Origin of the sequence: Bifidobacterium animalis subsp. animalis ATCC 25527 (assembly GCF_000260715.1) — a bacterium.
Lineage (GTDB): Bacteria > Actinomycetota > Actinomycetes > Actinomycetales > Bifidobacteriaceae > Bifidobacterium > Bifidobacterium animalis.
On sequence record NC_017834.1, the window covers coordinates 1,476,888 to 1,501,358 of the forward strand.

The 24,471-nt window shown below is 59.5% G+C and carries 15 protein-coding genes, 2 tRNA genes, 3 rRNA genes and 1 pseudogene; 5 read left to right on the forward strand and 16 right to left on the reverse strand.

Annotated features, from left to right (window positions below; translation table 11 throughout):
- Positions 1-76: 76 nt before the first annotated feature.
- From BANAN_RS06255 to BANAN_RS06280, 5 genes are all read right to left on the reverse strand, one after another.
- On the reverse strand, positions 77-1,261 hold the full coding sequence (locus tag BANAN_RS06255; RefSeq protein WP_014698070.1) for a pyridoxal phosphate-dependent aminotransferase: 1,185 nt from the start codon (positions 1,259-1,261) through the stop codon (positions 77-79).
- Between the two features lie 239 nt (positions 1,262-1,500).
- Positions 1,501-2,160 carry a methionine ABC transporter permease gene (locus BANAN_RS06265; protein ID WP_014698071.1) on the reverse strand — a complete coding sequence of 220 codons (660 nt, stop codon included), beginning with the start codon at positions 2,158-2,160 and terminating at the stop codon, positions 1,501-1,503.
- Entirely contained in the window at positions 2,157-3,341 is a 1,185-nt protein-coding gene (locus tag BANAN_RS06270) for a methionine ABC transporter ATP-binding protein (RefSeq protein ID WP_014698072.1), read from the reverse strand. The genes BANAN_RS06265 and BANAN_RS06270 overlap by 4 nt, the downstream gene beginning before the upstream one ends.
- A 51-nt stretch (positions 3,342-3,392) precedes the next feature.
- Positions 3,393-4,289 carry a MetQ/NlpA family ABC transporter substrate-binding protein gene (locus BANAN_RS06275; RefSeq protein ID WP_014698073.1) on the reverse strand — a complete coding sequence of 299 codons (897 nt, stop codon included), beginning with the start codon at positions 4,287-4,289 and terminating at the stop codon, positions 3,393-3,395.
- Between the two features lie 121 nt (positions 4,290-4,410).
- A complete protein-coding gene (locus BANAN_RS06280; protein ID WP_014698074.1) occupies positions 4,411-5,421 on the reverse strand; it encodes a ketopantoate reductase family protein in 1,011 nt (336 codons plus the stop codon).
- A 350-nt stretch (positions 5,422-5,771) separates the two neighbouring features.
- On the opposite strand from BANAN_RS06280, the gene BANAN_RS06285 reads away from it, so the two are divergent.
- Positions 5,772-6,431 (forward strand): GNAT family N-acetyltransferase, encoded by a 660-nt coding sequence (locus tag BANAN_RS06285; RefSeq protein WP_014698075.1) that lies wholly within the window; start codon positions 5,772-5,774, stop codon positions 6,429-6,431.
- A gap of 253 nt (positions 6,432-6,684) precedes the next feature.
- Entirely contained in the window at positions 6,685-7,251 is a 567-nt protein-coding gene (locus tag BANAN_RS06290; RefSeq protein ID WP_014698076.1) for a 3'-5' exonuclease, read from the forward strand.
- A gap of 395 nt (positions 7,252-7,646) precedes the next feature.
- Here the strand turns inward: BANAN_RS06290 and rrf are convergent.
- The 4 genes and pseudogenes from rrf to BANAN_RS06310 all read right to left on the reverse strand — a co-directional run.
- A 5S ribosomal RNA gene (rrf, locus tag BANAN_RS06295) occupies positions 7,647-7,763 on the reverse strand.
- Positions 7,764-7,890: 127 nt separating this feature from the next.
- Positions 7,891-10,979 (reverse strand): 23S ribosomal RNA (locus tag BANAN_RS06300).
- A 465-nt stretch (positions 10,980-11,444) separates the two neighbouring features.
- Positions 11,445-12,985: ribosomal RNA gene (locus tag BANAN_RS06305) — 16S ribosomal RNA — on the reverse strand.
- Together the 16S, 23S and 5S rRNA genes form the textbook arrangement of a ribosomal RNA operon.
- Positions 12,986-13,489: 504 nt before the next feature.
- A pseudogene (locus BANAN_RS06310) lies at positions 13,490-14,756 on the reverse strand (IS3 family transposase); the annotation flags it as partial.
- Between the two features lie 745 nt (positions 14,757-15,501).
- Here BANAN_RS06310 and BANAN_RS06320 point away from each other — a divergent pair.
- Positions 15,502-15,573, forward strand: a tRNA-Val gene (locus BANAN_RS06320).
- Positions 15,574-15,597: 24 nt separating this feature from the next.
- Positions 15,598-15,673: transfer RNA gene (locus BANAN_RS06325), tRNA-Gly, on the forward strand.
- Positions 15,674-15,756: 83 nt separating this feature from the next.
- On the opposite strand, the gene BANAN_RS06330 is transcribed toward BANAN_RS06325, so the two are convergent.
- From BANAN_RS06330 to BANAN_RS08445, 3 genes are all read right to left on the reverse strand, one after another.
- Positions 15,757-15,975, reverse strand: coding sequence for a hypothetical protein (locus BANAN_RS06330; protein ID WP_014698077.1), 219 nt, complete (start codon positions 15,973-15,975; stop codon positions 15,757-15,759).
- A gap of 144 nt (positions 15,976-16,119) precedes the next feature.
- Positions 16,120-18,063 (reverse strand): GTP-binding protein, encoded by a 1,944-nt coding sequence (locus tag BANAN_RS06335; RefSeq protein WP_014698078.1) that lies wholly within the window; start codon positions 18,061-18,063, stop codon positions 16,120-16,122.
- A 107-nt stretch (positions 18,064-18,170) separates the two neighbouring features.
- Positions 18,171-18,344: a hypothetical protein gene (locus BANAN_RS08445; protein WP_014698079.1), complete on the reverse strand. Its 174-nt coding sequence runs from the start codon at positions 18,342-18,344 to the stop codon at positions 18,171-18,173.
- Between the two features lie 555 nt (positions 18,345-18,899).
- Between BANAN_RS08445 and BANAN_RS06345 the strand changes: the two genes are divergently transcribed.
- Complete coding sequence (locus tag BANAN_RS06345) at positions 18,900-20,561, forward strand: peptide ABC transporter substrate-binding protein (protein WP_014698080.1); 1,662 nt, start codon at positions 18,900-18,902, stop codon at positions 20,559-20,561.
- A gap of 87 nt (positions 20,562-20,648) precedes the next feature.
- Here the strand turns inward: BANAN_RS06345 and BANAN_RS07970 are convergent, their stop codons facing one another.
- The 4 genes from BANAN_RS07970 to BANAN_RS06360 all read right to left on the reverse strand — a co-directional run bounded on the left by BANAN_RS07970 (position 20,649) and on the right by BANAN_RS06360 (position 24,466).
- Positions 20,649-20,984: a sortase family protein gene (locus BANAN_RS07970; protein ID WP_014698081.1), complete on the reverse strand. Its 336-nt coding sequence runs from the start codon at positions 20,982-20,984 to the stop codon at positions 20,649-20,651.
- A complete protein-coding gene (locus BANAN_RS07975; protein ID WP_014698082.1) occupies positions 20,985-21,689 on the reverse strand; it encodes a sortase in 705 nt (234 codons plus the stop codon).
- Positions 21,690-21,867: 178 nt separating this feature from the next.
- On the reverse strand, positions 21,868-22,749 hold the full coding sequence (locus tag BANAN_RS06355) for a Spy0128 family protein (RefSeq protein WP_014698083.1): 882 nt from the start codon (positions 22,747-22,749) through the stop codon (positions 21,868-21,870).
- Positions 22,730-24,466, reverse strand: coding sequence for a BspA family leucine-rich repeat surface protein (locus BANAN_RS06360; RefSeq protein ID WP_014698084.1), 1,737 nt, complete (start codon positions 24,464-24,466; stop codon positions 22,730-22,732). The genes BANAN_RS06355 and BANAN_RS06360 overlap by 20 nt, the downstream gene beginning before the upstream one ends.
- Between the last annotated feature and the right edge of the window lie 5 nt (positions 24,467-24,471).

Consider the following 24,471-nt stretch of genomic DNA (forward strand, 5'->3'; position numbering starts at 1 on the left):
GCCACGCCACTCACATACTGAGATTGCATGATGAGATTGACGAATGCCATATGGCATTCGAATTGGAATGCGACAATCAACAACAACAGGTACCGATGCGCTCGACCGCCTCGGCCAGGCGCTCGTCGGGCTGCAGCAGGCTCAGGCGCACGTACTGTGCGCCCACGTTGCCGAAACAGGTGCCGGGTAGCACCGCCACGCCCGCCTTGTCGAGCAGGTCGTCGGCGAACTCCTCGCCGCTCCTGCCGGCAGGGGCATGCATCCACACATACAGTCCGCCCTGTGAATCGAACAGATCGTACCCGAGTTCGCGCAGGCCATCGGCCACGATGGCGCGGCGGCCCGCATAATGCGCGGCCTGCCTTTCGACGCAGGTCTGGTCGCTGTTCAACGCGGCCACACCGGCATCCTGCACGAACGAAGTAATCATAGAACCCATTTGATAGTGGAAATTCTTCGCCACGTCAAGAATGCGTTCGCTACCGGCGATGAATCCGGCACGCCATCCCGCCATCGCATACATCTTCGAGAGCGAGCAGATCTCCACCGTGCACTCCCGCTCCGGCGACCCGGCCGGCGTATGGGCCACGACCTCGAGCAGACTGTGCTGCTGCTCCTCCACTCCCAAGCCGGCGTAGGCGAAATCGTGCACGACCACGAAGTCATATTCCACGGCGAGTTTCACGGCCTGTTCGAAAAACACCAACGGCGCCTGCGCGCCGGTGGGATTGTTCGGGTAGTTGAGCACGAGCAGCCTCACGCCATCCCACACCGAAGCAGGCACCGCATCGAGGTCCGGCAGCCAGCCCAACTCGGCCTTCGCGGGAAGCAGCACCTCATGCGCGCCCCGCATATTGGCCATGCAATGGTAGGAGGGGTAGTACGGGTCGGCGAACGCCACCGCGTCACCCTCGTCGAGCAGTATGCTGAACAGGTCGGCCAGGCCGTCCACGGCGCCCTCCACCGCGAACAGTTCGCGGTTTGCATCGAGTTCGACGCCATGCACATTGTGATACCAGTTCGCCGCCGCCTCGAGGAACGACGGCTTGCCGTCGAACGGTGTGTAGCATGCATTGAGCGGATCGTCCACGGCGGCACGGGTCACCTCGCGAATGAACTCCTCGGGGAAACCGTCGGGATTGCCTTTCGACAGATCGATCACATCGACGCCCCGACCCCGTGCGGCGAGCACCTTCCGATCCATGCGCTCGAACACGTTCGGCGGAATCTGCAATGCCACCTTGGCGAAATGAATGGCCATGCCTGCTCTCCTCTTTCTCGTTCCTGGTTCCTTGTTCCTTGCGTTTTCCCTTGCGTACAAAGCCCTCAGGCCCATCTGCCCATGCCGCGCATGGCATGGACGGAAGGCGACGGACAGTGCGGGCGTAACCCCGCAGTGTTGCGTGCGGATTGTGAATGCGTTGCAGGGGAACCGACTATTCCATAAGCGCATTAAGCGCGCACCCGACTTTCGCGGATGCGCGCCATGGACGTACGAACTCAGTGGGTGACCCTGACGGCGATGCGATCGCCGACCCACTGGATCACCTGTACGAGCACGATGAGCAGCAGCACGATGGCGACGAGCACGCCGGTTTCATAACGGTTGTAGCCGTATTGAATGGCCAGATCGCCGATGCCACCGGCACCGATGGTGCCCACCATGGCCGAATAGCCGAGCAGCGAGATGATCGTGAGCACAATGCCGCGAATGTAACTCGGCAACGCCTGCGGGAAAATCGCGCCGAAGATGATCTGCCGCAACGGAGCGCCGGTGGAGATGGCCGCCTCGAGCAATCCTTCATCCACCTCCTGGAATGCGTTCTCCGCCACGCGAGCGAAGAACGACACCGCGGCAATCGACAATGCAATCGCGCCACCGGTGGGCGTGTATGGGTCGCCGATGAGCAACTGGATGAGCGGAATCAACACGACGAGCAGAATGAGGAACGGCATCGAGCGGATCGCGTTCACCACGAACCCGACAATCTCATTGACCGCATGGTTCGGCGTGAACAGTCTGTGCTGCGTGAGGTAGAGCAACACGGCGAGGGCGGTGCCGAGCACCACGCCGATCAACGTGGCCACACCCACCATGAAGAACGTGTCCCATAGCGCTTTGCCGAGATTGTCTTGCAGAATCTCCAACGTCTCGCTCATGCGAGCACCTCCTCGTTGTCTGTCCGAACATCGTTTACGTCGCCGTATGTGCCAATCAACCGATTGGCCGCCGCTTCGCCAGCGAATGCCTCATCCACCGAATGCCCCAGATCGTCGTTCAGGTCTTCGCTCAGTTCACGCCACGAATGGACGTGCTCGGCGAGCTCGTCGATGGCGTCCTGCACGATCTGCGCCCCCTGCTGGCCGCCCTGTCGCGCACTGACCAGCACGATGAGCGTGCCCACGGCTTGCGTGCCGAAATAGCCTACATTGCCGTGCAGCACGTTGATTGACACATCGTGGTGTTGAGCGACCTCGCTGATGAGCGGACGGAACGCACCATCGTCCCTGTAGCGCAGCTCGATCAATCGCCCGGGCGGCAATTGCGGCACCAGCTGTTCGGGAATCGCAATGCCCAGGTAACGCTCCACCAGCACCTGCGTGGTCGGGTGATGCGGTGACGAGAACACGTCGAAGGTGGTGCCCTGCTCCACAATCACGCCTTGTTCCATTACCGCAACGTCGTCGAAGATGGCCTTCGCCACATCGAACTGGTGGGTGATGAACACGATCGTGATGCCCAGTTCGGTGTTGATGCGCTTGAGCAGTGTGAGAATCTCCTCGGTGGTTTCCAGATCCAGTGCGCTCGTGGCCTCGTCGCACAACAGTATGCGCGGCGAGTTGGCAAGGGCGCGCGCTATGGAGACACGCTGTTTCTGGCCACCCGACAGACTGGATGGGTAGCTGTCCACCTTTTCGGCCAATCCCACGATGCCCAGCAGCTCCTCCACACGGGCGCGACGCCCCTTCTTCGGCCAGCCGCCCGCTTGGAGCGCGAATTCGACGTTCCTGCCCACCGTCACATTGTCGATGAGATTGAATCCCTGGAATATGAATCCGATCTTCTTACGAAGCTCACGCAGCGCTCCGCCCTTGAGATCGGTCACGTCGTGGCCGTCTATGATCACCTGGCCCTCGGTAGGCCGCTCGAGCAGGTTGATCGTGCGCACCAACGTCGACTTGCCCGCGCCGGAGAAGCCCACGATGCCGAAGATCTCGCCTTCGCGCACATGCACGGTGACGTCCTTGACGGCTTCGACCGTGCGCCCGCCCTCACGGAAGGTGACGGAGATGTGGTTCAGTTCGATGATCGTGCTGGAATCTGTGTTCTGTACACCCATGTTCCCTCGTTGTTCATGCCTGCGATGCATTGTCTCGGTCACTTGAGCCGCTCACTCGGCCCACGATGCCGGCTTGCCGAAGTCCTTGAACTTGCTGGCGGCGATAGCTTGCCTGAATTCGTCACTGCCGAGCAAATCGCGCACAGTCTTGGCGAAATGCGTGTCTTTGTTCTGGCCGGCAATGGCGAACACCTCGATCACCCCGTCGTCCTGCTGCTCCAGGGCAAGTGCGTTCTTCGGGTCGAGACCGGCGGCCCAGGAGTAGTTGCCGGGGACAAGCGAGACGTCCACGGTGTCGAGCGATCGGGCCAGCTGGGCAGCGTCGATTGGCTTGATGTTCAGGTGCTTCGGATTGCTGGTGATGTCGTTCACCGAGGCCTTCGTGGCATCCACGCCGTCTTTGATCGTCACGAGCTTGTTCTGCTGGAGCACTCCGAGGCTGCGGGCGAGATTCGAACCGTCGTTCGCAATGGCCACGGTGGCGCCGTCCGCAATCTCATCGATCGAGTGATACTTGTTCGAATAGATGCCTAGACCGAGCGTCGGCGTCTGGCCCAGCGAAATGAGATCCAGACTGTTGTCGGCGCTGAACTTCTTCAGGTAGTTGCCGTGCTGCATCAGATTCGCATCGATTTTGCCGGAGGTCAACGCCTTGTCGGGCTGCACGTAGTCGTTGAACACCTTCGTGCTCACCTCGTACCCCTTCTCTTTGAGCAGCGGCGCGAACACCTCCTCGACCATGTCGCCATACGGTCCCGCGCATACGCCGATCGTCACCTTCGTCGTCTTGCCATCCACAGGTTCGGCAATGCCCTCGGCGCTGGCGTTCTGCGCAGTGCCGCAGGCGGCATTGCCAAACAGTGTCGCCGCGGCGAGCACAGCGGCGAAGGCTCGCGTGAGCGTCCTACGCTTCGATTTCAGGGTGGTGAATGCGGTTGCGATGGTCATGGGTCTTCTCTTTCTCTCGTGACTGCGGATTCCAAGCAGCGTCGGCAACGCAGCGTCAGGCAATCTGTGAATATGAAATCTGAAATCTGTGAATATTGAATATGGCGATGGGGAGGCCGTGTCAGTCTGCGAGTTCAACAGACTGCGAGACCACCTTGGCGGCGATGTCGGGATGGTGGATCGCGAACGCATGCTCGGCGAGATGCACCTCCTGCGTCACGAACTCATGCAGCGGGCAGATGTACCCGTGTTCGCGTCCCAAGCGTGCGATGTAGCCGTTGATGTAATCCACTTCGGTCGGGCGGCATTTCGTTAGATCCTGATACATCGAGGGATAATGCAACGGATGCGCGATCGACGCCGTGTGCATTATCGTCTCCACCTCGCTTTCCCGTGTGCCGAGCAATTGCACGCCGGCGGCCTCGGCAGCGCCATACGCCTCGTCGACCAGCCGTTCGGTGAGAATCGGAGCCGCGGGGTGTGAGGCGAACTCGCCAAAGCGAATCTGATACATCGTGCACAACGTGTTGAGCACCGAGTTGAACACGATCTTCGCCAAACACATGCCGAGGAAATACTGCACGATGGTCGGATTCAGCGTGGCCGCCTGGAATTCGGCGAACAGCTGCCGCTCGATTGGATCCTCCTCCACATCATGCTCGTCGTACGCGCACAGGTTCATCGCCTTCGCATGCGCGCCGCCGGTGAAGTTGAAATCACCGGGACCGTACACATACGCGCCGATCAACGCCGTGCCGCCATAAATGCGATGCTTCGGGAAGTACTCGGCGAGCTTTTCGAAATGCCCGTACCCATTCATCGCCGAGAACCCCACCTGATGCTTGCGGAAATGCGGCGCGGTGCGCTCAAGGAATTCGGGAAGCTGATGCTGCTTGACGAACACGATCCATACGTCCGGGTCTCCGGCATACTCCTCCGGGTAGTACACGTTGATCGGCACCAAGTGACGTCCTTCGCCGTCCTGCGACACATAGGCACCACCCTGCTCGCGAATCTTCTCGACGTTCTCGGTCCAGGTGTCCACGAAATCCACCTGCTGATGTGCGAATTCCTGCAACAGCACGCCGTACTGAATGCCCATGCCGCCTGCTCCGAGAATCGCGTATTTCACTGAGATCCCTTCCTTTCATTGCTCTCCGCCCGTTCGGCCTTGCATCCTGTTCTTGAGGAGCTTTGCTCGAACCGACAGTTGACACTGTACGAAGCGGCGCCGGGCGATTCACCGGCGTGGCTATAGCCAAAACTGATATGCGGCTCAATACTGGTGAAATCACAGGCATCTGCCTAGGTATAAGCAAATTCGAATACGTGTTATATCTATGCAGTCCAGTTGGGGCACTCACGGCAAACCGCGGCATCGCTGCCACACCATTCACGCCTCGGACGCCGCCATTTCAGCTCGCGGGCGCAGAAACACCGCTTCGCCCGCAATTGGGTATGCCCTGAGAGAGTATGTTCCTTATGCTTGTTCGACATGCGACGCTTGACGACCTCGACGCGCTGGCGGCAGTGGAGGCCGCGTGCTTCCCTCCGCAGGAGGCGGCCGACATCGACCAACTGGCCAACAGAGTGGAGAGCTATCCAAACCACTTCTGGCTTCTGGTGAATCCCGCCGAGCCGGACAACGACTGCTTCCCAGCCCAGGTCGACGACGGCATGCTCGTCAGCTTCATCGACGGGCCATGCGTGGGCTCACCCGACCTCACCGACGATATGTACGGCTCCACGGCCCTGCATGCGGACGATGCCCCCTGGCAGATGATTCTCGGCGTCAATACCGCACCCATGTACCAGCATCGTGGCTGCGCCTCGTTCCTTATGCGTCACGTGATTCTCGACAGCGCGCTTTCGCACAGGCACGGCATCGTGCTCGCCTGCAAGGAGAAAATGCTGCCATTCTACAGCTCGTTCGGGTTCATTGACGAGGGCCGCAGCCAGTCCGTGCACGGCAATGCGGTGTGGCACCAGATGCGTTTGCCATTCACCGTCTCCGCAGACGCCCGTGACGACGCTCCCGGCGCGGATATTCGTCAGGCAACGATCACCATGGCCATGCATGAGACGACCGCATATATGGATCACGAGCGCACGATCACATCACAGTTCCCGCAGCTGGTTTAAGCGCCATCTTTATAATCTATACACATATTTTTTACTGCACGCGCACATTTGCCCCACGTTTATAGTGGAATCGTGAATGGTTGCGTATGAATTGCGACGATAATATTTTGCCGCGTATTTTCATGGTGTGTTCCGATAGACTGGTAGACAAGAAAAGCGAATATTTTATTGCGTACTACAATGGAAGTGGTAATTTATTCGGCAAGAAGAAGGGTGCAGGGAACTGCAAGCGGACGGTAGAAACGAGGTGGCCATGAAGCCAGCATCGCGAATCCCCATGAATTACATCTCACTTGATCTGGAGACGACCGGCTTCAGCGCACAGCATGACCGCATCACCGAGATCGGCGCCGTCAAAGTGCGCGACGGCAAGATAGTGGATCGGTTCACGCAGCTCGTCAATCCCGGCAGACGCGTCTCCGCACGCATTACGGAGCTCACCGGCATTTCCAACGAGATGCTCGAAGACCAGCCCGTCATAGACGACATACTCGGGGATTTCATACACTGGACCGAGAATGACCGTTTGGTGGGGCATAACATCAAATTCGATCTCTCATTCCTCATTGCCAATGCGGAACGCGTGTTCAGCGACTCCACACGCTTTGCCGTGCGTCCCATTGACACCATGCACATAGACAGACTGCTGTTCCCCTCTGAACGGCATCGTCTTGTCGATCTGATCCAGCGCTACGGCATTGGCGATGTTGAGGAGCACCGCGCGCTGTCCGACGCCACGCAGACGTACCAATGCCTGGAATGGCAGCGGCGTTACATTGGCGCCCGCTCGGCAGATATCTCCATGCGTACGTGCGTGTGACCTGTGTGCACAAGATTTCATATGCAATTCGCCCATCGCTCACGCGGTGGGCTTTTGCTTTATCGAATAGGCATGCCATTGCCGATATGCTGGCAGGGGGCAATTTCAGATTGCTGCACAGGTGCGACTTCAGACCCGTGCAATGGGTGCTGCTCCCGCGCTGAAGGCGCGTAAGTGGGAAGAAAATAGTCAGGAGATGTTGTTCTTCTGGTTTGGTGTGGTGTTCATGGGATGGAAATCGCGCGGTGTGATATGTTCCTCCCGTGTGGCGGTGCGGGCGGTGGGGATTGTCCGCCCGGGCCGGGGAACGGCGCCAGCTTGCCCGTGTGGGGGGTTGCTTGGGATATGCGAAGGCCCGGGGAACGTGTGTTCCCCGGGCCTTCGGTGAAGTGTGGTTGCGGCGGTGTGCTACTCTCCCATGTCCTCTCGGGCATAGTACCATCGCCGTGCCAGGGCTTAGCTTCCGGGTTCGGAATGGGACCGGGCGTCTCCCCTGGGCCATGGCCGCCGCAAAATTCTGTTATTCTCCGTTCGGGTGGCGGATTGGGAACCGGATCGTGGACGCGGGTGTTGAGGGATGTTGGTGTTCGTGCCGCCATGATGATGCCGCCGGGGTTGTCCTGGCTTGTGTCATGGTGGTGTTGGTTGTCTTCGACCGTTAGTGCCGGTCGGCTCCACCCCTCGCGGGGCTTCCACGTCCGGTCTATCAACCACATGTTCTCTATGGGGTCTCACACACCCCCCAGGGGGGGTGTCAGGAATCCTTATCTTGGAGCGGGCTTCCCGCTTAGATGCTTTCAGCGGTTATCCCTCCCGAACGTGGCCAACCAGCCGTGCCCCTGGCGGGACAACTGGCATACCAGAGGTTCGTCCACCCAGGTCCTCTCGTACTATGGGCAGGCCTCCTCAGGATTCCAACGAGCGCAGAGGATAGAGACCAAACTGTCTCACGACGTTCTGAACCCAGCTCGCGTGCCGCTTTAATCGGCGAACAGCCGAACCCTTGGGACCTGCTCCAGCCCCAGGATGCGACGAGCCGACATCGAGGTGCCAAACCATCCCGTCGATATGGACTCTTGGGAATGATCAGCCTGTTATCCCCGGGGTACCTTTTATCCGTTGAGCGATGCCGCGTCCGTACGCCGGCACCGGATCACTATCTCCGACTTTCGTCCCTGCTCGATCCGTCGATCTCGCAGTCAAGCCCGCTTGTGCGATTACACTCGACACCCGATTGCCAACCGGGCCGAGCGGACCTTTGAGCGCCTCCGTTACTCTTTGGGAGGCAACCGCCCCAGTTAAACTACCCGCCAGGCACTCTCCCCGACAAGGCTCACTTGTCCGGGTTAGGCATCAGATGGGGACAGAGCGGTATTTCACTGGCCGGCTCCACCACGGCTGGCGCCGTGGCTTCGAAGCCTCCCGCCTATGCTACACAATCCGCACCTGATGCCAATACCAAGGTATAGTAAAGGTCCCGGGGTCTTTTCGTCCTTCTGCGCTTAACGAGCATCTTTACTCGTACTGCAATTTCGCCGAGCTCCTGGTCGAGACAGCGGGGAAGTCGTTACGCCATTCGTGCAGGTCGGAACTTACCCGACAAGGAATTTCGCTACCTTAGGATGGTTATAGTTACCACCGCCGTTTACCGGGGCTTGAATTCACCACTTCGCATCCCGCGAGGGGACGCTGATGGATCCTCTTAACCTTCCGGCACCGGGCAGGCGTCAGTGCATATACGGCGACTTGCGTCTTGGCATGCACCTGTGTTTTTGGTAAACAGTCGCTACCCCCTGGCCTGTGCCACCCCCAGCCGCCCGCGGCCCGCGAACGGGGCCGGAACCGCCGGGGGTCTCCCTTATGCCGAAGGCACGGGAGCAATTTGCCGAGTTCCTTGACCAGGATTCGCTCGATCGCTTCGGTATACTCTACCAGACCACCTGTGTCGGTTTGGGGTACGGGCGGCAACGGACCTCGCGCCGAAGCTTTTCTCGGCCGACGGGATCACCGGATATCACGCCTGAACAGCGCCCATCATCACGCCTCACCCCATCATGCCCCCGGATTTGCCTGGGGGCGGGGCCACACGCTTGACCAGGGAAAACCACCTCCCCGGCCGGCTACCCGTCCGCGTCACTCCTGAAACGCTCAACCCATGCGCGTCCAGGCCAAACAGCAACGGAATCAGAAGGCCGAAGCCCCCATCAACCGTATCGGATGGCCCTTGTTCACACGGGCTGCTGGTCGGTCCGAAAGCCGGTACGGGAATATCGACCCGTTCATCCATTCGACTACGCCTGTCGGCCTCGCCTTAGGACCCGACTCACCCAGGGACGACGAACGTGGCCCTGGAACCCTTGGTCTTCCAGCGGCAGGGATCCTCACCCTGCTCTCGCTACTCATGTCTGCATTCTCACTCCCACACAGTCCACGGCCGGGTTCCCCCGCCGCTTCGCCCCGGTGTGGGACGCTCTCCTACCACGCAACACAACGTTGCATCCGCGTCTTCGGTGGCGTGCTTGAGCCCCGCTACATTGTCGGCGCGGAACCACTAGACCAGTGAGCTGTTACGCACTCTTTCAAGGATGGCTGCTTCTGAGCCAACCTCCTGGCTGTCTATGCGACTCCACATCCTTTCCCACTTAGCACGCGCTTGGGGACCTTAGACGACGGTCAGGGCTGTCTCCCCCTCGACGACGGAGCTTATCCCCCGCCGACTCACTGCCGGAATAGACGCGATGGGTATTCGGAGTTTGGTTGCTGTTGGTACCCGGTACGGGCCCGCAAGCATCCAGTAGCTCTACCCCCCACACGCAATCAACCGACGCTGCACCTAAATGCATTTCGAAGAGAACCAGCTATCACGGAATTTGATTGGCCTTTCACCCCTAACCCCAGTTCATCCCCTCAGTTTTCAACCTAAGTGGGTGCGGTCCTCCACGCGGTCTTACCCACGCTTCAACCTGACCAGGGCTAGATCATCCCGCTTCGGGTCCAGGACACGCGACTCAAAACGCCTTTTAAGACTCGCTTTCGCTACGCATACACCACACGGCTTATGCTCGCCACATGCCACTGACTCGCAGACTCATTTTTCGATAGGCACGCCGTCACCCCACCAGGGGGCTCCGACGGTTCGCGGGCGCACGGTTTCAGGAACTCTTTCACTCCCCTCCCGGGGTGCTTTTCACCTTTCCCTCACGGTACTCGTACGCTATCGGTCAGACAGGTATACTCAGGCTTACCCGACGGTCCGGGCGGATTCACACGGGATTCCACGAGTCCCGCGCTACTCGGGAGACACCATCCATGGTGCACGCGCATACGGCTACGGGGCCATCACCCTCTCCGGCCCGGTATCCAACCCGGTTCGCCTCACGCATGCATTTATCACCACAGCCAACGGCGTCGGCCGCTGGACAGGCGTTCCCACGACACCATGCGCGCAACCCCCGACGGGTATCACACACGCACGGTTTAGCCATCATCCGCTTTCGCTCGCCACTACTCACGGAGTATCCTCTCCTGCAGGTACTGAGATGTTTCACTTCCCTGCGTACCCCCCGCACAAGTGCGGTGCCAGCCCATGACGGCTGGCGGGTTGCCCCATTCGGACACCCTGGGATCAAAGCCATGTCGGCGGCTCCCCCAGGACTATCGCGGCCCCACACGTCCTTCATCGGTACTGTCTGCCAAGGCATCCACCATACGCCCATCACGACAACCACAACACGGCCGCCATGACCAAAGCACTACTGAAAAACCCTAGAACGACATCAGATCACGGAGACGCACCGCACACGGCGCGCCCCCACACGATACGAACGAACCCAAGAAAAACGATTCCTCGGATTCGAATCACAGTACGAACACCAACCCCACCCACAACGGGCGGGCCGATGCTCGCGTCCACTATCCAGTTCTCAAACCACCACCCCACCAGGACACCCACCCCGCACCAACAGGCACCGGGCAGCCGACCTGGGGGACCCACAGGCAACCACACCCCCGCACGGGGGGCCGGTGGCGGCCAGGGAACCCAACAGCACGCACCACACCACCACGACCAACACGACCGTGATCCAATATGACTCTTCCACACCAGCAAGCCAGGGCGGCGACGAAACCATCGCACTCGGCAAACCCCAGCCACACAACCGTGCACACAACCATGCACGCTCAATTCTCCGTAGAAAGGAGGTGATCCAGCCGCACCTTCCGGTACGGCTACCTTGTTACGACTTAGTCCCAATCACGAGTCTCACCTTAGACGGCTCCCCCCACGAGGGTCGGGCCACCGGCTTCGGGTGCTACCCACTTTCATGACTTGACGGGCGGTGTGTACAAGGCCCGGGAACGCATTCACCGCGGCGTTGCTGATCCGCGATTACTAGCGACTCCGCCTTCACGCAGTCGAGTTGCAGACTGCGATCCGAACTGAGACCGGTTTTCAGCGATCCGCCCCACGTCACCGTGTCGCATCGCGTTGTACCGGCCATTGTAGCATGCGTGAAGCCCTGGACGTAAGGGGCATGATGATCTGACGTCATCCCCACCTTCCTCCGAGTTGACCCCGGCGGTCCCACATGAGTTCCCGGCATAACCCGCTGGCAACATGCGGCGAGGGTTGCGCTCGTTGCGGGACTTAACCCAACATCTCACGACACGAGCTGACGACGACCATGCACCACCTGTGAACCGGCCCCGAAGGGAAACCCCGTTTCCGGGGCGATCCGGCACATGTCAAGCCCAGGTAAGGTTCTTCGCGTTGCATCGAATTAATCCGCATGCTCCGCCGCTTGTGCGGGCCCCCGTCAATTTCTTTGAGTTTTAGCCTTGCGGCCGTACTCCCCAGGCGGGATGCTTAACGCGTTGGCTCCGACACAGGACCCGTGGAAAGGGCCCCACATCCAGCATCCACCGTTTACGGCGTGGACTACCAGGGTATCTAATCCTGTTCGCTCCCCACGCTTTCGCTCCTCAGCGTCAGTAACGGCCCAGAGACCTGCCTTCGCCATTGGTGTTCTTCCCGATATCTACACATTCCACCGTTACACCGGGAATTCCAGTCTCCCCTACCGCACTCCAGCCCGCCCGTACCCGGCGCAGATCCACCGTTAGGCGATGGACTTTCACACCGGACGCGACGAACCGCCTACGAGCCCTTTACGCCCAATAAATCCGGATAACGCTCGCACCCTACGTATTACCGCGGCTGCTGGCACGTAGTTAGCCGGTGCTTATTCGAACAATCCACTCAACACGGCCCGAAGCCGTGCCTTGCCCTTGAACAAAAGCGGTTTACAACCCGAAGGCCTCCATCCCGCACGCGGCGTCGCTGCATCAGGCTTGCGCCCATTGTGCAATATTCCCCACTGCTGCCTCCCGTAGGAGTCTGGGCCGTATCTCAGTCCCAATGTGGCCGGTCACCCTCTCAGGCCGGCTACCCGTCAACGCCTTGGTGGGCCATCACCCCGCCAACAAGCTGATAGGACGCGACCCCATCCCATGCCGCAAAAAGCATTTCCCACCCCACCATGCGGTGGGGCGGAGCATCCGGTATTACCACCCGTTTCCAGGAGCTATTCCGGTGCACAGGGCAGGTTGGTCACGCATTACTCACCCGTTCGCCACTCTCACCCCGGCAGCCAGGCCGCCAGGGATCCCGTTCGACTTGCATGTGTTAAGCACGCCGCCAGCGTTCATCCTGAGCCAGAATCGAACCCTCCACAACAAACATTGCAGAAAGCCAAAAACGACTCTCAAATCCATTTCAAAAGAAATCAGACGGACCATCCAATAAGGAAGGACGGTCACACAAAAAACCTCCGCCATCCATCAAAACCCGACAGGATTACCCACACGAAACCATGCAGGCGGACAACGGAACTGGCATCATAAAAGACGACCAAGCACCATCACGGCCACGACAGCCGCAACGACATCAACCTTGGTCAAGTAGTACAGTACACGCTATTGAGTTCTCAAACCACCACCACACAGCCGGCGAACACACCCGGACCCAGTCCAGAAGCTCACCAACCGGCAGCAAGATGAATAACTTACACGCCCCACCCCGAAAACACAAACCCACCCCCAACCACACACCACAAAACCCCTAGAAAACACTCACCACCACCGGCGTGTCGAAAACCAGCCAAAACACCCCCAAACCAACCAAACAACCAACACACAACCAACCAACACACAAAAAGACACAAACCATGAACTGGTCTGGTTTTTGTTCCGCCTTTATAGTGAGGCGGCTTGTGTCGCCTGGTTCGTATAGTACTCGGTTTCGACCTGCTCGGGTGTCCTGTAGTCCAGGCTGGCGTGGAGGCGTTTCGAGTTCCACCATGAGACCCATTGGAACGTCGCCAGCTCCAGGTCGCCCACGTCCCGGAACGGCTTGCGCCGCCAGACCAGCTCGGTCTTGTACGCGCCGTTGACGGACTCGGCCATGGCGTTGTCGTAGGAGTCGCCGACCGTGCCGGTCGAGGGCAGCATCCCGTACTCGCGCACGCGCGTGGTGTACACCGTGCTGATGTACTGGGAGCCGTGGTCGGAGTGGTGGATGAGCCCCCGGGTGCCGCCGTGCCCCGCGGCCCAGGAGATCGCCTGCTCCAGCGCCTGCAGGGGCAGCTCCTCGGTGTTCATGCTGGTGGCGCACGCCCATCCCACGATGCGGCGGGCGAATACGTCGGTGACGAACGCAGCGTAGCCGAACCGCCCGTCCGTCATGCGCACGTAGGTGATGTCGGCCACGTGCAGCCGGTTCGGCGCCATGGCCCGGAACCTGCGCTCCACGAGGTCGGGCCTGCCGCCCGCGCCCTTCGCCGGCCTGGTGGTCGCCGGCGTCCTGCCGCGCCTGACGCCTTGTATGCCGAGCTCGCGCATGATGTTCATCACCTGGTCGCGGCCGACCTCGGACGGATCCCACCCCTCGGCGAGCAGCTGGGCATGGACCTTCCTGTATCCGTACACGGCCATGAAGAAATCCGAATGGATCCGGAGGATGTCCCGGGCCAGCGCCTCGTGGCGCGCCTTCATGCGGCTGGGCGGCCTGGTCTTGAACATGCGGTAGCCGCGCGGCGTGAGAAACCCGCAATCCGACGCCGCGCCCAGCACCCTGCAGATCGGCCCGACCCCGAAACGATCCCGATGCGCGTCGATGTACGCGGACATCAGGGCCGTGTCGGGTCGAGCCGCGCCGCGAAAAAAGCCGACGCCGTCGTCAAAATCTCGTTCGCCCGCCGCAGCTCCGCGTTCTCCGCCCGCAGACGCTTGAGCTCGGCCATCGCCTCCTGCGCGGACTGTTCCGACTGTTCCGCGGCCGACGCATCCGACTGGTTCCGCCAACGCCGCAGCGTCTCGGACGAGACGCCCAGATCCCTGGCCACCTCGGCGATCGCCTTCGTCTCCGACGAATACGAGGGACGGGACTCCGTCAACAGCCTGACGGCCTTCGCCTTGAACTCATCCGTGTATCTCGTGCCCTTGGACATGATTCCATCATCTCCCATCGAGTTAGGTGAAATGCGGAACAAAAACCAGGCCATATCACCAATCCGCAAACACACAAGAAAGAAACCACCACAGGAAACAATCTCCACCCCACCTTTTCCCCAGACGTAAAAGGAGACGAAACCCACGCCACACACGACCCCAATTACGCAGGCTGACACAGACAAGAACAGGACGCACAACCCAAGAAAACCCCTCCAACAGGCGACCCCCGCGAACAGGCGACCACTGCAGAACAGACCACCGTCGGACGGGGTGGCGACAGAGCCGCAGACTCACCGCCGAGAAGCACGGCACCCCCTCGCGGCAGCATTTCAGCATCTCACACCAGGGAGGCGGGTTCCGACAGCAGCCATCACCCGCATCCGTACACCACAGAAAGGTCACCGCAGCTGTTGCGGCCCGAATGCGCGGGGCAGAGTTGCTCACACCCGGATTCGTGGAGGAGAAGTGCAAGTTGCGCCCCGGATGTGCGGGGCAGGGTTGAGGAACGTAAGGGAGCTTGCGACAGTGACGAAACTCTGCCCCGCGCATCCGGGGCGCAACACTTGGGGGGCAACACCAAGGGCACGATCTGAGGTCGGCAACATTCCAGCCATGCACACGAAACCGCCACATCGCCGTTCGAGCCAATGATTCCAAAGGCTCGCCACCTGCCGCACGTGCGTCGGGAGGAACATTACACTTGCACTTGTCCGCCAGATGACGTATGTTGTTACTCGCTTCGGGCGGTTGGCGCAGAGGTAGCGCACTTCCCTGACACGGAAGGGGTCACAAGTTCGAATCTTGTATCGCCCACGAAACCGGTTCTCCGGTTATGTTGCGGACATAGCTTAGTTGGTAAAGCGCGACCTTGCCAAGGTCGAGACCGCGGGTTCGAGTCCCGTTGTCCGCTCCAAATGCAAAAGACTCCCCAATGGGAGTCTTTTGCATATTTGGCACCAGCGAGCGCCAGCAGGTATCCACCTACAACAGAGCGTTTCAGCCCTCCTGTGCCTCGGCTTCGCGTTCCACCGCCTTGTCCACATTGTCTGCGGCCTTGTCGAGATCGACATCGGACTTCAGATCATGCTTGAAGGCACGATTGATATCCTTCACCACGTCCTTCTCCTGATGCTCGGCTTTGCGCTCATCGACATCGGCCTTGAAATCATCGACCTTCTCCTTAAGCGTCTCGTGCGCCTTCTTGTCATCTGCCATAGTGACCACCTTTCCTTGAAATAGCAACTAAGGTGCTTTCATTACACCTCAACTGCCGCACCCAATCGGCTAAAACCGCTGTAGGCATATATTTCGAGGTCATATATTTGACATAGATTCTCACACAAACCGAAAAACGTCATCTCACTGAATTGTCTGCATTGGAACATGGCAGAATTCGGGCACTTTGTACCACTTGACCGGGTAACCGGCACCGTGCGCGCAGAACATCGAGTCGGGCGTGTTCTCCAGATCCGATTCGGCGTCGTATTCCGCGTGCTCAACCACCACGTCCGCATCATGGCAATCCCGGTAGCCGCCGAACACCAGTGAGATACACCCACGACCGTGCGTGTAGGCGCTTACGTCCATCGCATAGTCGCGCATCTCACTCACCGGCGCCTCGCCTTCGAGTACCGCGAATTCGCCGTCTGCAGACGGTGCCTCGCACACACCGCTCATTCGCTGCACGTCGCTCATCGCGCGTCCGAGCATGTCTTGCGGCACTTCGAGACGGAATCTGTACCACGGCTCCAGCAACACGCATTCACCGGCGTCGCGGGCGACCATGAGCCCCATGCGCACCGCGCGATACGTGGCCTCGCGGAAATCGCCGCCTTCGGTATGCTTCAAGTGCCCTCGCCCGCCGATCAGCGTGTATCGCACATCGGTGAGCGGCGCGCCCACCAGCACGCCGAGATGCTCCTTTTCGCGCAGATGCTGCACAATGGCGCGCTGCCAGTTACGGTCGAGCACATCTTCACTCACGGCGGTCGCGAATTCAACGCCCGCGCCGCGTGCCAAAGGCTCGATCAGCACATGCACCTCGGCATAGTGACGCAACGGTTCGAAATGCCCCGCGCCCTCCACCGGCGCGCTTATCGTCTCCTTGTACAGGATCGACCCCTGCCCGAACGCCACTTCAAGACCGAACCGCGAGCGCATCAACTCCTCCACAATCTCCAGCTGCACGGCGCCCATCAACTGCACGTGCACCTCCTGCAGGCGCGGCTGCCATACGACATGCAGCAGGGGCTCCTCGTCTTCCAGCTCGCGCAACGCGACCAGGCAGGCGTGCGGGTCGCAATCCCCGGGGAGCAGCGTATAGGTGAGCACTGGCTGCAATACCAGTGCGCCCGCAGATTCCGCCGCACCGAGCCCCTCGCCGGGCACCGTGCGCCCAAGTCCGGTGACCGCGCACACCTCGCCGGCGGCCACGCGTTCCACCGTCGTCGATTTCGCACCGGAGTACACGCGAACCTGATCGATTTTCTCACCGGATTCGAGCACCATCTTCGCACACAGCTCGCCGCCGGTCACCTTGAGCCACGTGAGTCTGTTGTCCGATGCATCGTGGGAGATCTTGAACACCTGCGCGCTGAAATCCTCACCGTACGCAGGCTGCTGTGTGTAGGTCTCGAATCCGCACATGAACTCGGTCACGCCCTCCATACGCAGGGCCGCTCCGAAATACACCGGGAACACGCGGCGGCGTGCGATGAGACCGGCTATCGTGGGAATGTCGACGTTTCCCGAAGCCACATACTGGTCCATCGCAGAATCATCTTGCAACGCAATCGTCTCCAACGTCGCCGCGTCGAGCTCACCGGCGGCATTGGCGGTGAAGTCGGCACAGGAATCCGAGAACCTGCGCTGCAGCTGTGCGAGCATGGCCTGCCGACTCGTCTCCGGCATATCCATCTTGTTGACGAATATGAACGTGGGCACGTCATACTGCCTGAGCAGGCGCCACAACGTCTCCGTGTGACCCTGGATGCCATCCGACGCGCTCACCACGAGCACCGCATAGTCGAGCATCCGTAGCGTGCGTTCCGTCTCCGCGGAGAAATCAACGTGGCCCGGGGTGTCGAGCAGCGTGAGCTCCATGTTCGGGGATTCGATCACCGCCGGTTCGGTGAAGATTGTGATGCCGCGCTCACGTTCGATCTGATTCGTGTCGAGGAACGAGTCGCCGTGATCGACGCGGCCGAGCTTACGCGTGACGCCGGCGTTGTAGAGGAGCGCTTCGGACAGCGTGGTTTTGCCGGCGTCCACATGTGCCACAATGCCTGCCACAATCCGCTTCATATCGCTCCTCACTTCGCTCGGTCACTGCCGACACCAGCATACGCGCGCACGTGAAATCACTTGCCGGCAAGCGAGATTGTCAGACGACCGAACACATCCTCGGCATCCTACTGCGAGTTGGCGGAGAGCAGCACGCCCGTCGACGAGTTCTTCACTTCGATCACATAGGCGTATTCGCTTGCATCGTCCTGCGTGTACTCCCAGAAGACAAACCGGTTGCCATCGTGTTCGCCGTGCAACTGCCGAGCACTGCCGCCACAAGCATCAACAGCGCGCACCATGCCGCCACTGCTCCCATGCGCGAGGATTTCCCATTCACAGACTTCCCTGCAACCTTGCCGTTCATGTTCATCTCCTTCCGCACTCAAGACCACCTCAAGCGCTTAAGTCCACAGAATAACAAGGCTTCCGCCAGACCCTCCCTCGCCGTCCGAATTTCAACAGTGTCGCAGACCATACCGTGATACCAATCCAATATGACTGCACACATATTCTTCGTCTGCCTAGTATTCTCATCTGGCTCACGCTGCCCGCAAACCGCGTTCCGCCCCGCCATGCTATGGTGGGGCGCATGATCAATCGCGAAGGAATGGTGAAGGCATGTTGTCGCCATGCGATTGATTCGTCATGCCCAGCCATGTGTCGCTGAATTTCATACAGATTCCCAGACGCATTCTCATCAGGCATCCGGCCCATTCGGACGATTCCCGCATACTCATTCGCTATTCGCAGACCACATTCGCATGCATTCGCGTATGCCGTCCCACGAATATGGCCCTTTCGACGACTCAGCACAGGCAATCCGAAACAACACGCCATTCACGCAAAGGAACATCATGAACTCACTCAGACATCACACCACCAATCACCACCGCATCGGCGCCGCCATCGCCGGCATCACGGCGCTCGGCGCGCTTCTCGCCGGCTGCGGCGCAGGTACCGGCGCGTCCGGCAGCTCGAACTCCTCCCCATCCTCGCAGACCATCTCGGTGAACAATGTGGAGCCGGCCGCCAATCTGCTGCCGGGCAACACCGACGACATGGCCGGTTGGAAAGTGGTGACCCAGCTGTACGAGGGCTTGGTCACGTTCTCCGACAAAGGCGAGCTCATCTATGCGGACGCCAAGTCGATCACACCGAACGCCGACGCCTCGCAGTACACGGTCACGTTGCGCGACAATCTGCAGTTCTCCGATGGTGAGAAGATCACTGCGAGCACGTATGCGAAATCGTGGTCTTTCGCCGCGAATGCCGCCAACGGACAGCTCGGCGCCTCGATTTTCGCCACGATCAAGGGCTACGACGATCTGCAAAAAGACGGCGTGGACAAGAACGCCCAGCTTTCGGGCATCAACGTGATCGACGACCACACGCTCCAGGTCACACTCAACGCCCCGGACTCCTCGTTCCCCTACAAGGTGGGCGATGTCGCGTTCCTGCCGATCGCCGAAAGCGCGTACCGTGACGTCAACGCGTACGGCGAGCGCCCGGTGGGCAACGGTCCATACATGCTCGAGGCATGGAACCATGACCAAAACATCGAACTTAAGCCGAACCCGAAGTACACCGGGCCACGTAAGGCACGCAACGGCGGCATCAACTTCGTGCTGTACACCGACACGCAGACCGCGTATGCCGACGTGGAATCAGGCAATCTCGATGTGATCGACACGATTCCGGCATCCGCGTTGGCCAGCTACCAGCAGGATTCGAATCTGCAGACCTTCAACAAACCGGGCCCTGGCTTCAAATCGTTCACCATTCCGCAGCAGCTCGCGCATTTCCAGGGCGAGGAGGGCCGCCTGCGCCGCGCCGCGATCAGCCATGCCATCAACCGAAAGAGCATCATCGACAAGGTGATGTACGGCACCGCCACCCCGGCCACCGACTTCCTCGCACCCACCATTGCCGGCTATTCCAAGGATCTCAAGGGTTCCGACGTGCTCGACTACGAGACGAAGACCGCACAGGATCTCTGGGCGAAGGCCGACGCGATCTCGAAGTGGAACGGCACCTTCCGCATCGCCTACAGCACGGACAGCGGCAACCGCGAGCTCATCGAGGGCATCACGAACTCGATCAAGAACACGCTGGGCATCGACGCCGAGCCGTATGTGCTGCCCACGCAGAAGGAACTGAGCTCGGCGATCCACGACCGCACGATCAACGCGGCGTTCCTGCAGGGCATGCAATCCGACTACCCGTACCCGGAGGGCTACCTCATGCAGGCCTATGACTCCGCGTCTGCAGACGGCAAGGGGCTCAACAACGGCGACTACAAGAGCCGTGATTTCGACGCGCTGATCGACGACGCCGCACGCCAGACCGACGAGTCGAAGGCGATCGGCTACTACCATCAGGCCGAGGAACTGCTGTTCAACGACCTCCCGGTGATTCCGCTGTGGTATGCGAACGTCACCGCGGCCGCCGGCAAGAACGTGCAGCACGTCTCGTTCAACTACATGGGCGTGCCGAAATACAACGAACTCACCAAGTAGGCGATTCCGGTATTCGTCGTCTGCTCAGGGCAGCTGCGGCAGACGACGAATACATGCCGGAACCGCTCCCGTTTGCCGCTCGGCAGCTCACTGCGCGTCATCGCCGAGCCCCGGCAGCGGTGACACCCCCTGCCAGCCCGCGCAATGCTTGAGACGCGGCAATCCGTGGCCTTTCTTCCACAATGCCAGGAATGCCAGGCCGAGCAGCAGCGCGATCAATGACGATGTGACGCCGATCAGGAACCACCGCAGTCTTCCATCACCTTGGTTGTAGGCGAACTTGGCCTGGCTGTCAGGTACACGAATGCCGCTGACAAGCAGACGATGCGTGTTCACGCCGAGGGGTGTGCAGGTGATCAGTGTCACGATCGCGTTGTCGTTACGCCCCTCCATATCACGAATCTGCGCCAGATTGTCTTCCAACTAGTCGGGCAGAATCGTACGCTTGTTGAACACGCGATACACTTGCGTTTCACCTGCAACCTGAATCTCGAACGTATCACCGTCATCGAGTTCGTTCAAACGCGTGAACAGCAGGCCTTGAAAACCGCCTGAATGCGCCGCAATCGCCGACAAGGTACCAGACTCCCCCACTGGCATATCCGTTCCGTACACATGCCCGGCGCCGCGATTGAGCACATGCGCGAGCGTCGTGTGACCCACCGGAATGTCCACAGAGATCTTCGGAATCACCAGTCTCGCCATGCCACCATTGCCGTCCACATTCAGGGTGCTGTTGTACCGCGCATCCTCACGTTCTATGGTTGCACCGTTCTCGTTCGTGGTGTCGGCGAGAATTCTGCCATTGAAATACTTGCGCAGATCATGGTTATACGCGTATGCCTTCTCCAGCTCCGCATTCTTCCGTTGCACACTCCACGAGCGGCTTGCCTCGGTGATGTTTCGCGCCGCCTCTTTTCCCAGCATGTCGTTATGCACGAGCGTTCCGACCACCCAGATGAGCATGAGCAGAAACGCCAGATAACAGAGCCAGCCGAATGCCGCAATGATTGCGGTAGGAAGATCATGTCTGGACACATCCCCACGAATCTGCGGAGCCAGCCACTTGGGCCACCTCTTCTCGACGCGGTCTTCGACTTGCTCCAGTTTGGTTTCCTGCTCGCTCACCTCCCACGCTCCTCTCGATAGGTTATTGCCATTCTAATGTGGACGGGGCATTCACGACTGCCGGCAATCCGCTCGGCATATTCGCATGCTCCGTTTTCTGCGTAAATGGAGACATTTACGCAGATTACTTGTCCCTTTTTACGCAAATGATGGCTGGCACAGCGCGTGGTCTGCGAATTCACTCGCGCTCATGCCGACGCCCATTCGGCCACAACGCCACCGCCGTGAACAGCGCGCCAGCAACGATTACGGCGATCACCAGACCTGCATAGGTGTTGAGACCTGTGGATGGCAGATTCGACGCATACACGTAGTTGCTGAACGTGATCTTCTGGTCTTGGCTCGTGTCTTCCTTGGAACTGCTCTCCACCTGCGAGACCTTGTATTGCAGGGCCCCTTTCTGGTTGTCGGTAATGGCGAAGTCGATGGATACGGTTTTCCCCGACGGATTGTAGTTGATGCCCAGTTCCTCGCCTTTACGCTCGGTGACAGTGACTCGGTACGTGCGTGTCCAATTCTCGCTGGACATGCCACCTTGGTTGAACACTACCGAAATCGGAATGGCGCCACCCGCTGTATTGGTCACGGTGCCAGACGTGACATTCGCAGCACCTTGTGGCGGAGTCACACATTGATTGCCTTGCAGCAGACAGACTGTGTACTCAAAAACGAATTCGCCGTCTTCGAGTTTGCGCCCATTCACATGCCCGGTGAGCACTTTTCTCAGTGCGCTCTGTGCCGTGACTGCAGACGGCTTGTACGAATACAGCAACGTGGCCACGGCGTAGTCATCGGCAGGAATCGTGCTCTGACAATCCGTTCCGTTCACGTAGGTGTAGCCGTTGGGAAGAGGCTGAGCCGGAGCGACCTCATAGGTCGCCGTCGCTGGCAGGTCGGCGATGATGGTCGTGTGCCAATCCCAAGCCCGTACCGTGGCATACCCGTTCCCATCGAACGTTGCAGTGAACGTATCGAGTGTGCCGTCAGGGCGTTTCGTGTTGTTGCTCACCACTCCACCGGTGAATGAGCCGGTGATGGGCTTACCATTGTCGTCGAACAAGCGGATTCGAACCTGGAACTCGGTTTTGCCTCCGCGCGGCACTTTGTCTCCGGGGAAATTCTTGTTTTCCAGGGTGATCGTCACCGCCAACGACCCTGTTTTCGCCCCATACCGCACATACACGGCGGCGCCCCCGAACTTGTCTTGGTTCGACTGCATCAGCGACGCCAGCTTCGACACCGAGAAGGGCCCGGTGAACTCGCCTTCCGGACCTCCCTGTTTGATCCACTGGATGTCGTTGCGCCATTCGGGAGTGTCGAACGCCGCCGCATACGCGGCCGCCAGTTCCTTGCCGCCATTGTTCACCGGAGGCACACCCAGTTCGTATATGTTCTTCACATATGTTCTTCACACCGGAGAACATGCCCGTGTACTGCGTGAGTGCGTTGTAGCCGAAATGCCAGTTGGCAAGCGGCGCAAACGACATCTGTGCCACCGGGCTGATGGTGTTCACGTTGGCGAACATGTTCGACGTATCGGTCACACGTCCCACCGACCAATCCTTGAGTGCGGAGACATCGTGGATGCGTCCGTCGCCGGAGAACAGCGATGCCATCGTAAGCGCCGCATCAGGCTTCCACCCATTGAGCGGGGCAAGATCGATGAGCGATGTGCATGCTTCGAACATACTGACCATCTGCTGCACATTGCCGACCTGCCAATTCGAGATCGCGGACAGATCGGTGAGGTTGGAGCACCCTTGGAACATGTTCTGCATATTCGTCACATTCCCGACGTTCCAATCCCCCAATCCATCGAGTTTCTCGAGGGAACGGCAGTTCTTAAACATGTCGAGGAACGTTTGGGCAAAGTCCATGTTCCAGTAGCGGCGTCCGTTCACTTCACGGTAGGAAATCGGCGTGAGGTCCTTCAGCGAATAGCAATCCGAAAACATGCCTTCCACACCGGTGCCCCACATGTTCTCAAACATCCAGTCCTTCAGCGGGGTGAGATCCTGCAGTTTCTCGCAATGCTTGAATGCGTACTTGAACGATTTCGGCCGCTGTGGATTGTGCGAATCATACTCGATGTGCGAGAACGCCGAAATGTCGGTGAGCGAGACGTCATTGTTGCAGATGTTCTCCAAACTCTCCACGCCATCCCACCACCAGCCATATGGTGCGGTCGTCTGATTCACGGTGATCGACTCCAATTTGCCCAGCCCGAAGAACAGGTACGACATGTTCTTCGATCCCTTGATGCGGTAGTCGATAGATACGGCAGAGATTATATCTCGGTAGTCATTCCAATAGGAAAGCCCGTTCCTGCGGCTGTCATAGTCACCGAGCGTCTGCCAGTCCGCCGTCCCCAGATGCAACACGCCGTTCTTGATCCACCAGCCCACATCGCCGTACTTGCCGCTGTGTTCAGCGCTGGAGCGCAATGCATTGAGTTCGCTCGCGCTCCACTGATGCACTTGCCCGCTACGCGCATTCGCGCCGTCTGACTCACTGGCATTGCCGTCGCCTGTCTGCGCCTCGCTCGAGTTGGCTTCCGCGCTTGGACTCGCATCCGCAGGTGATGCGTTCGGGGATGGTGACGCCTCGTCGCTCGGACTTGAAGTTGGCGCTGGTTCCTCCTCGAGTTCGTGGTTTTCCGAAATGCTCGGGGCTTGCTTGGCAACCTGCTTGGCATAGGCGGCATCGGTGAACATGCCGGCTGAAAGCACAAAGGTTGCAGCAAGGAGCAGTGCAAGGAAATTCTGGAATTTCTTCATCTCGC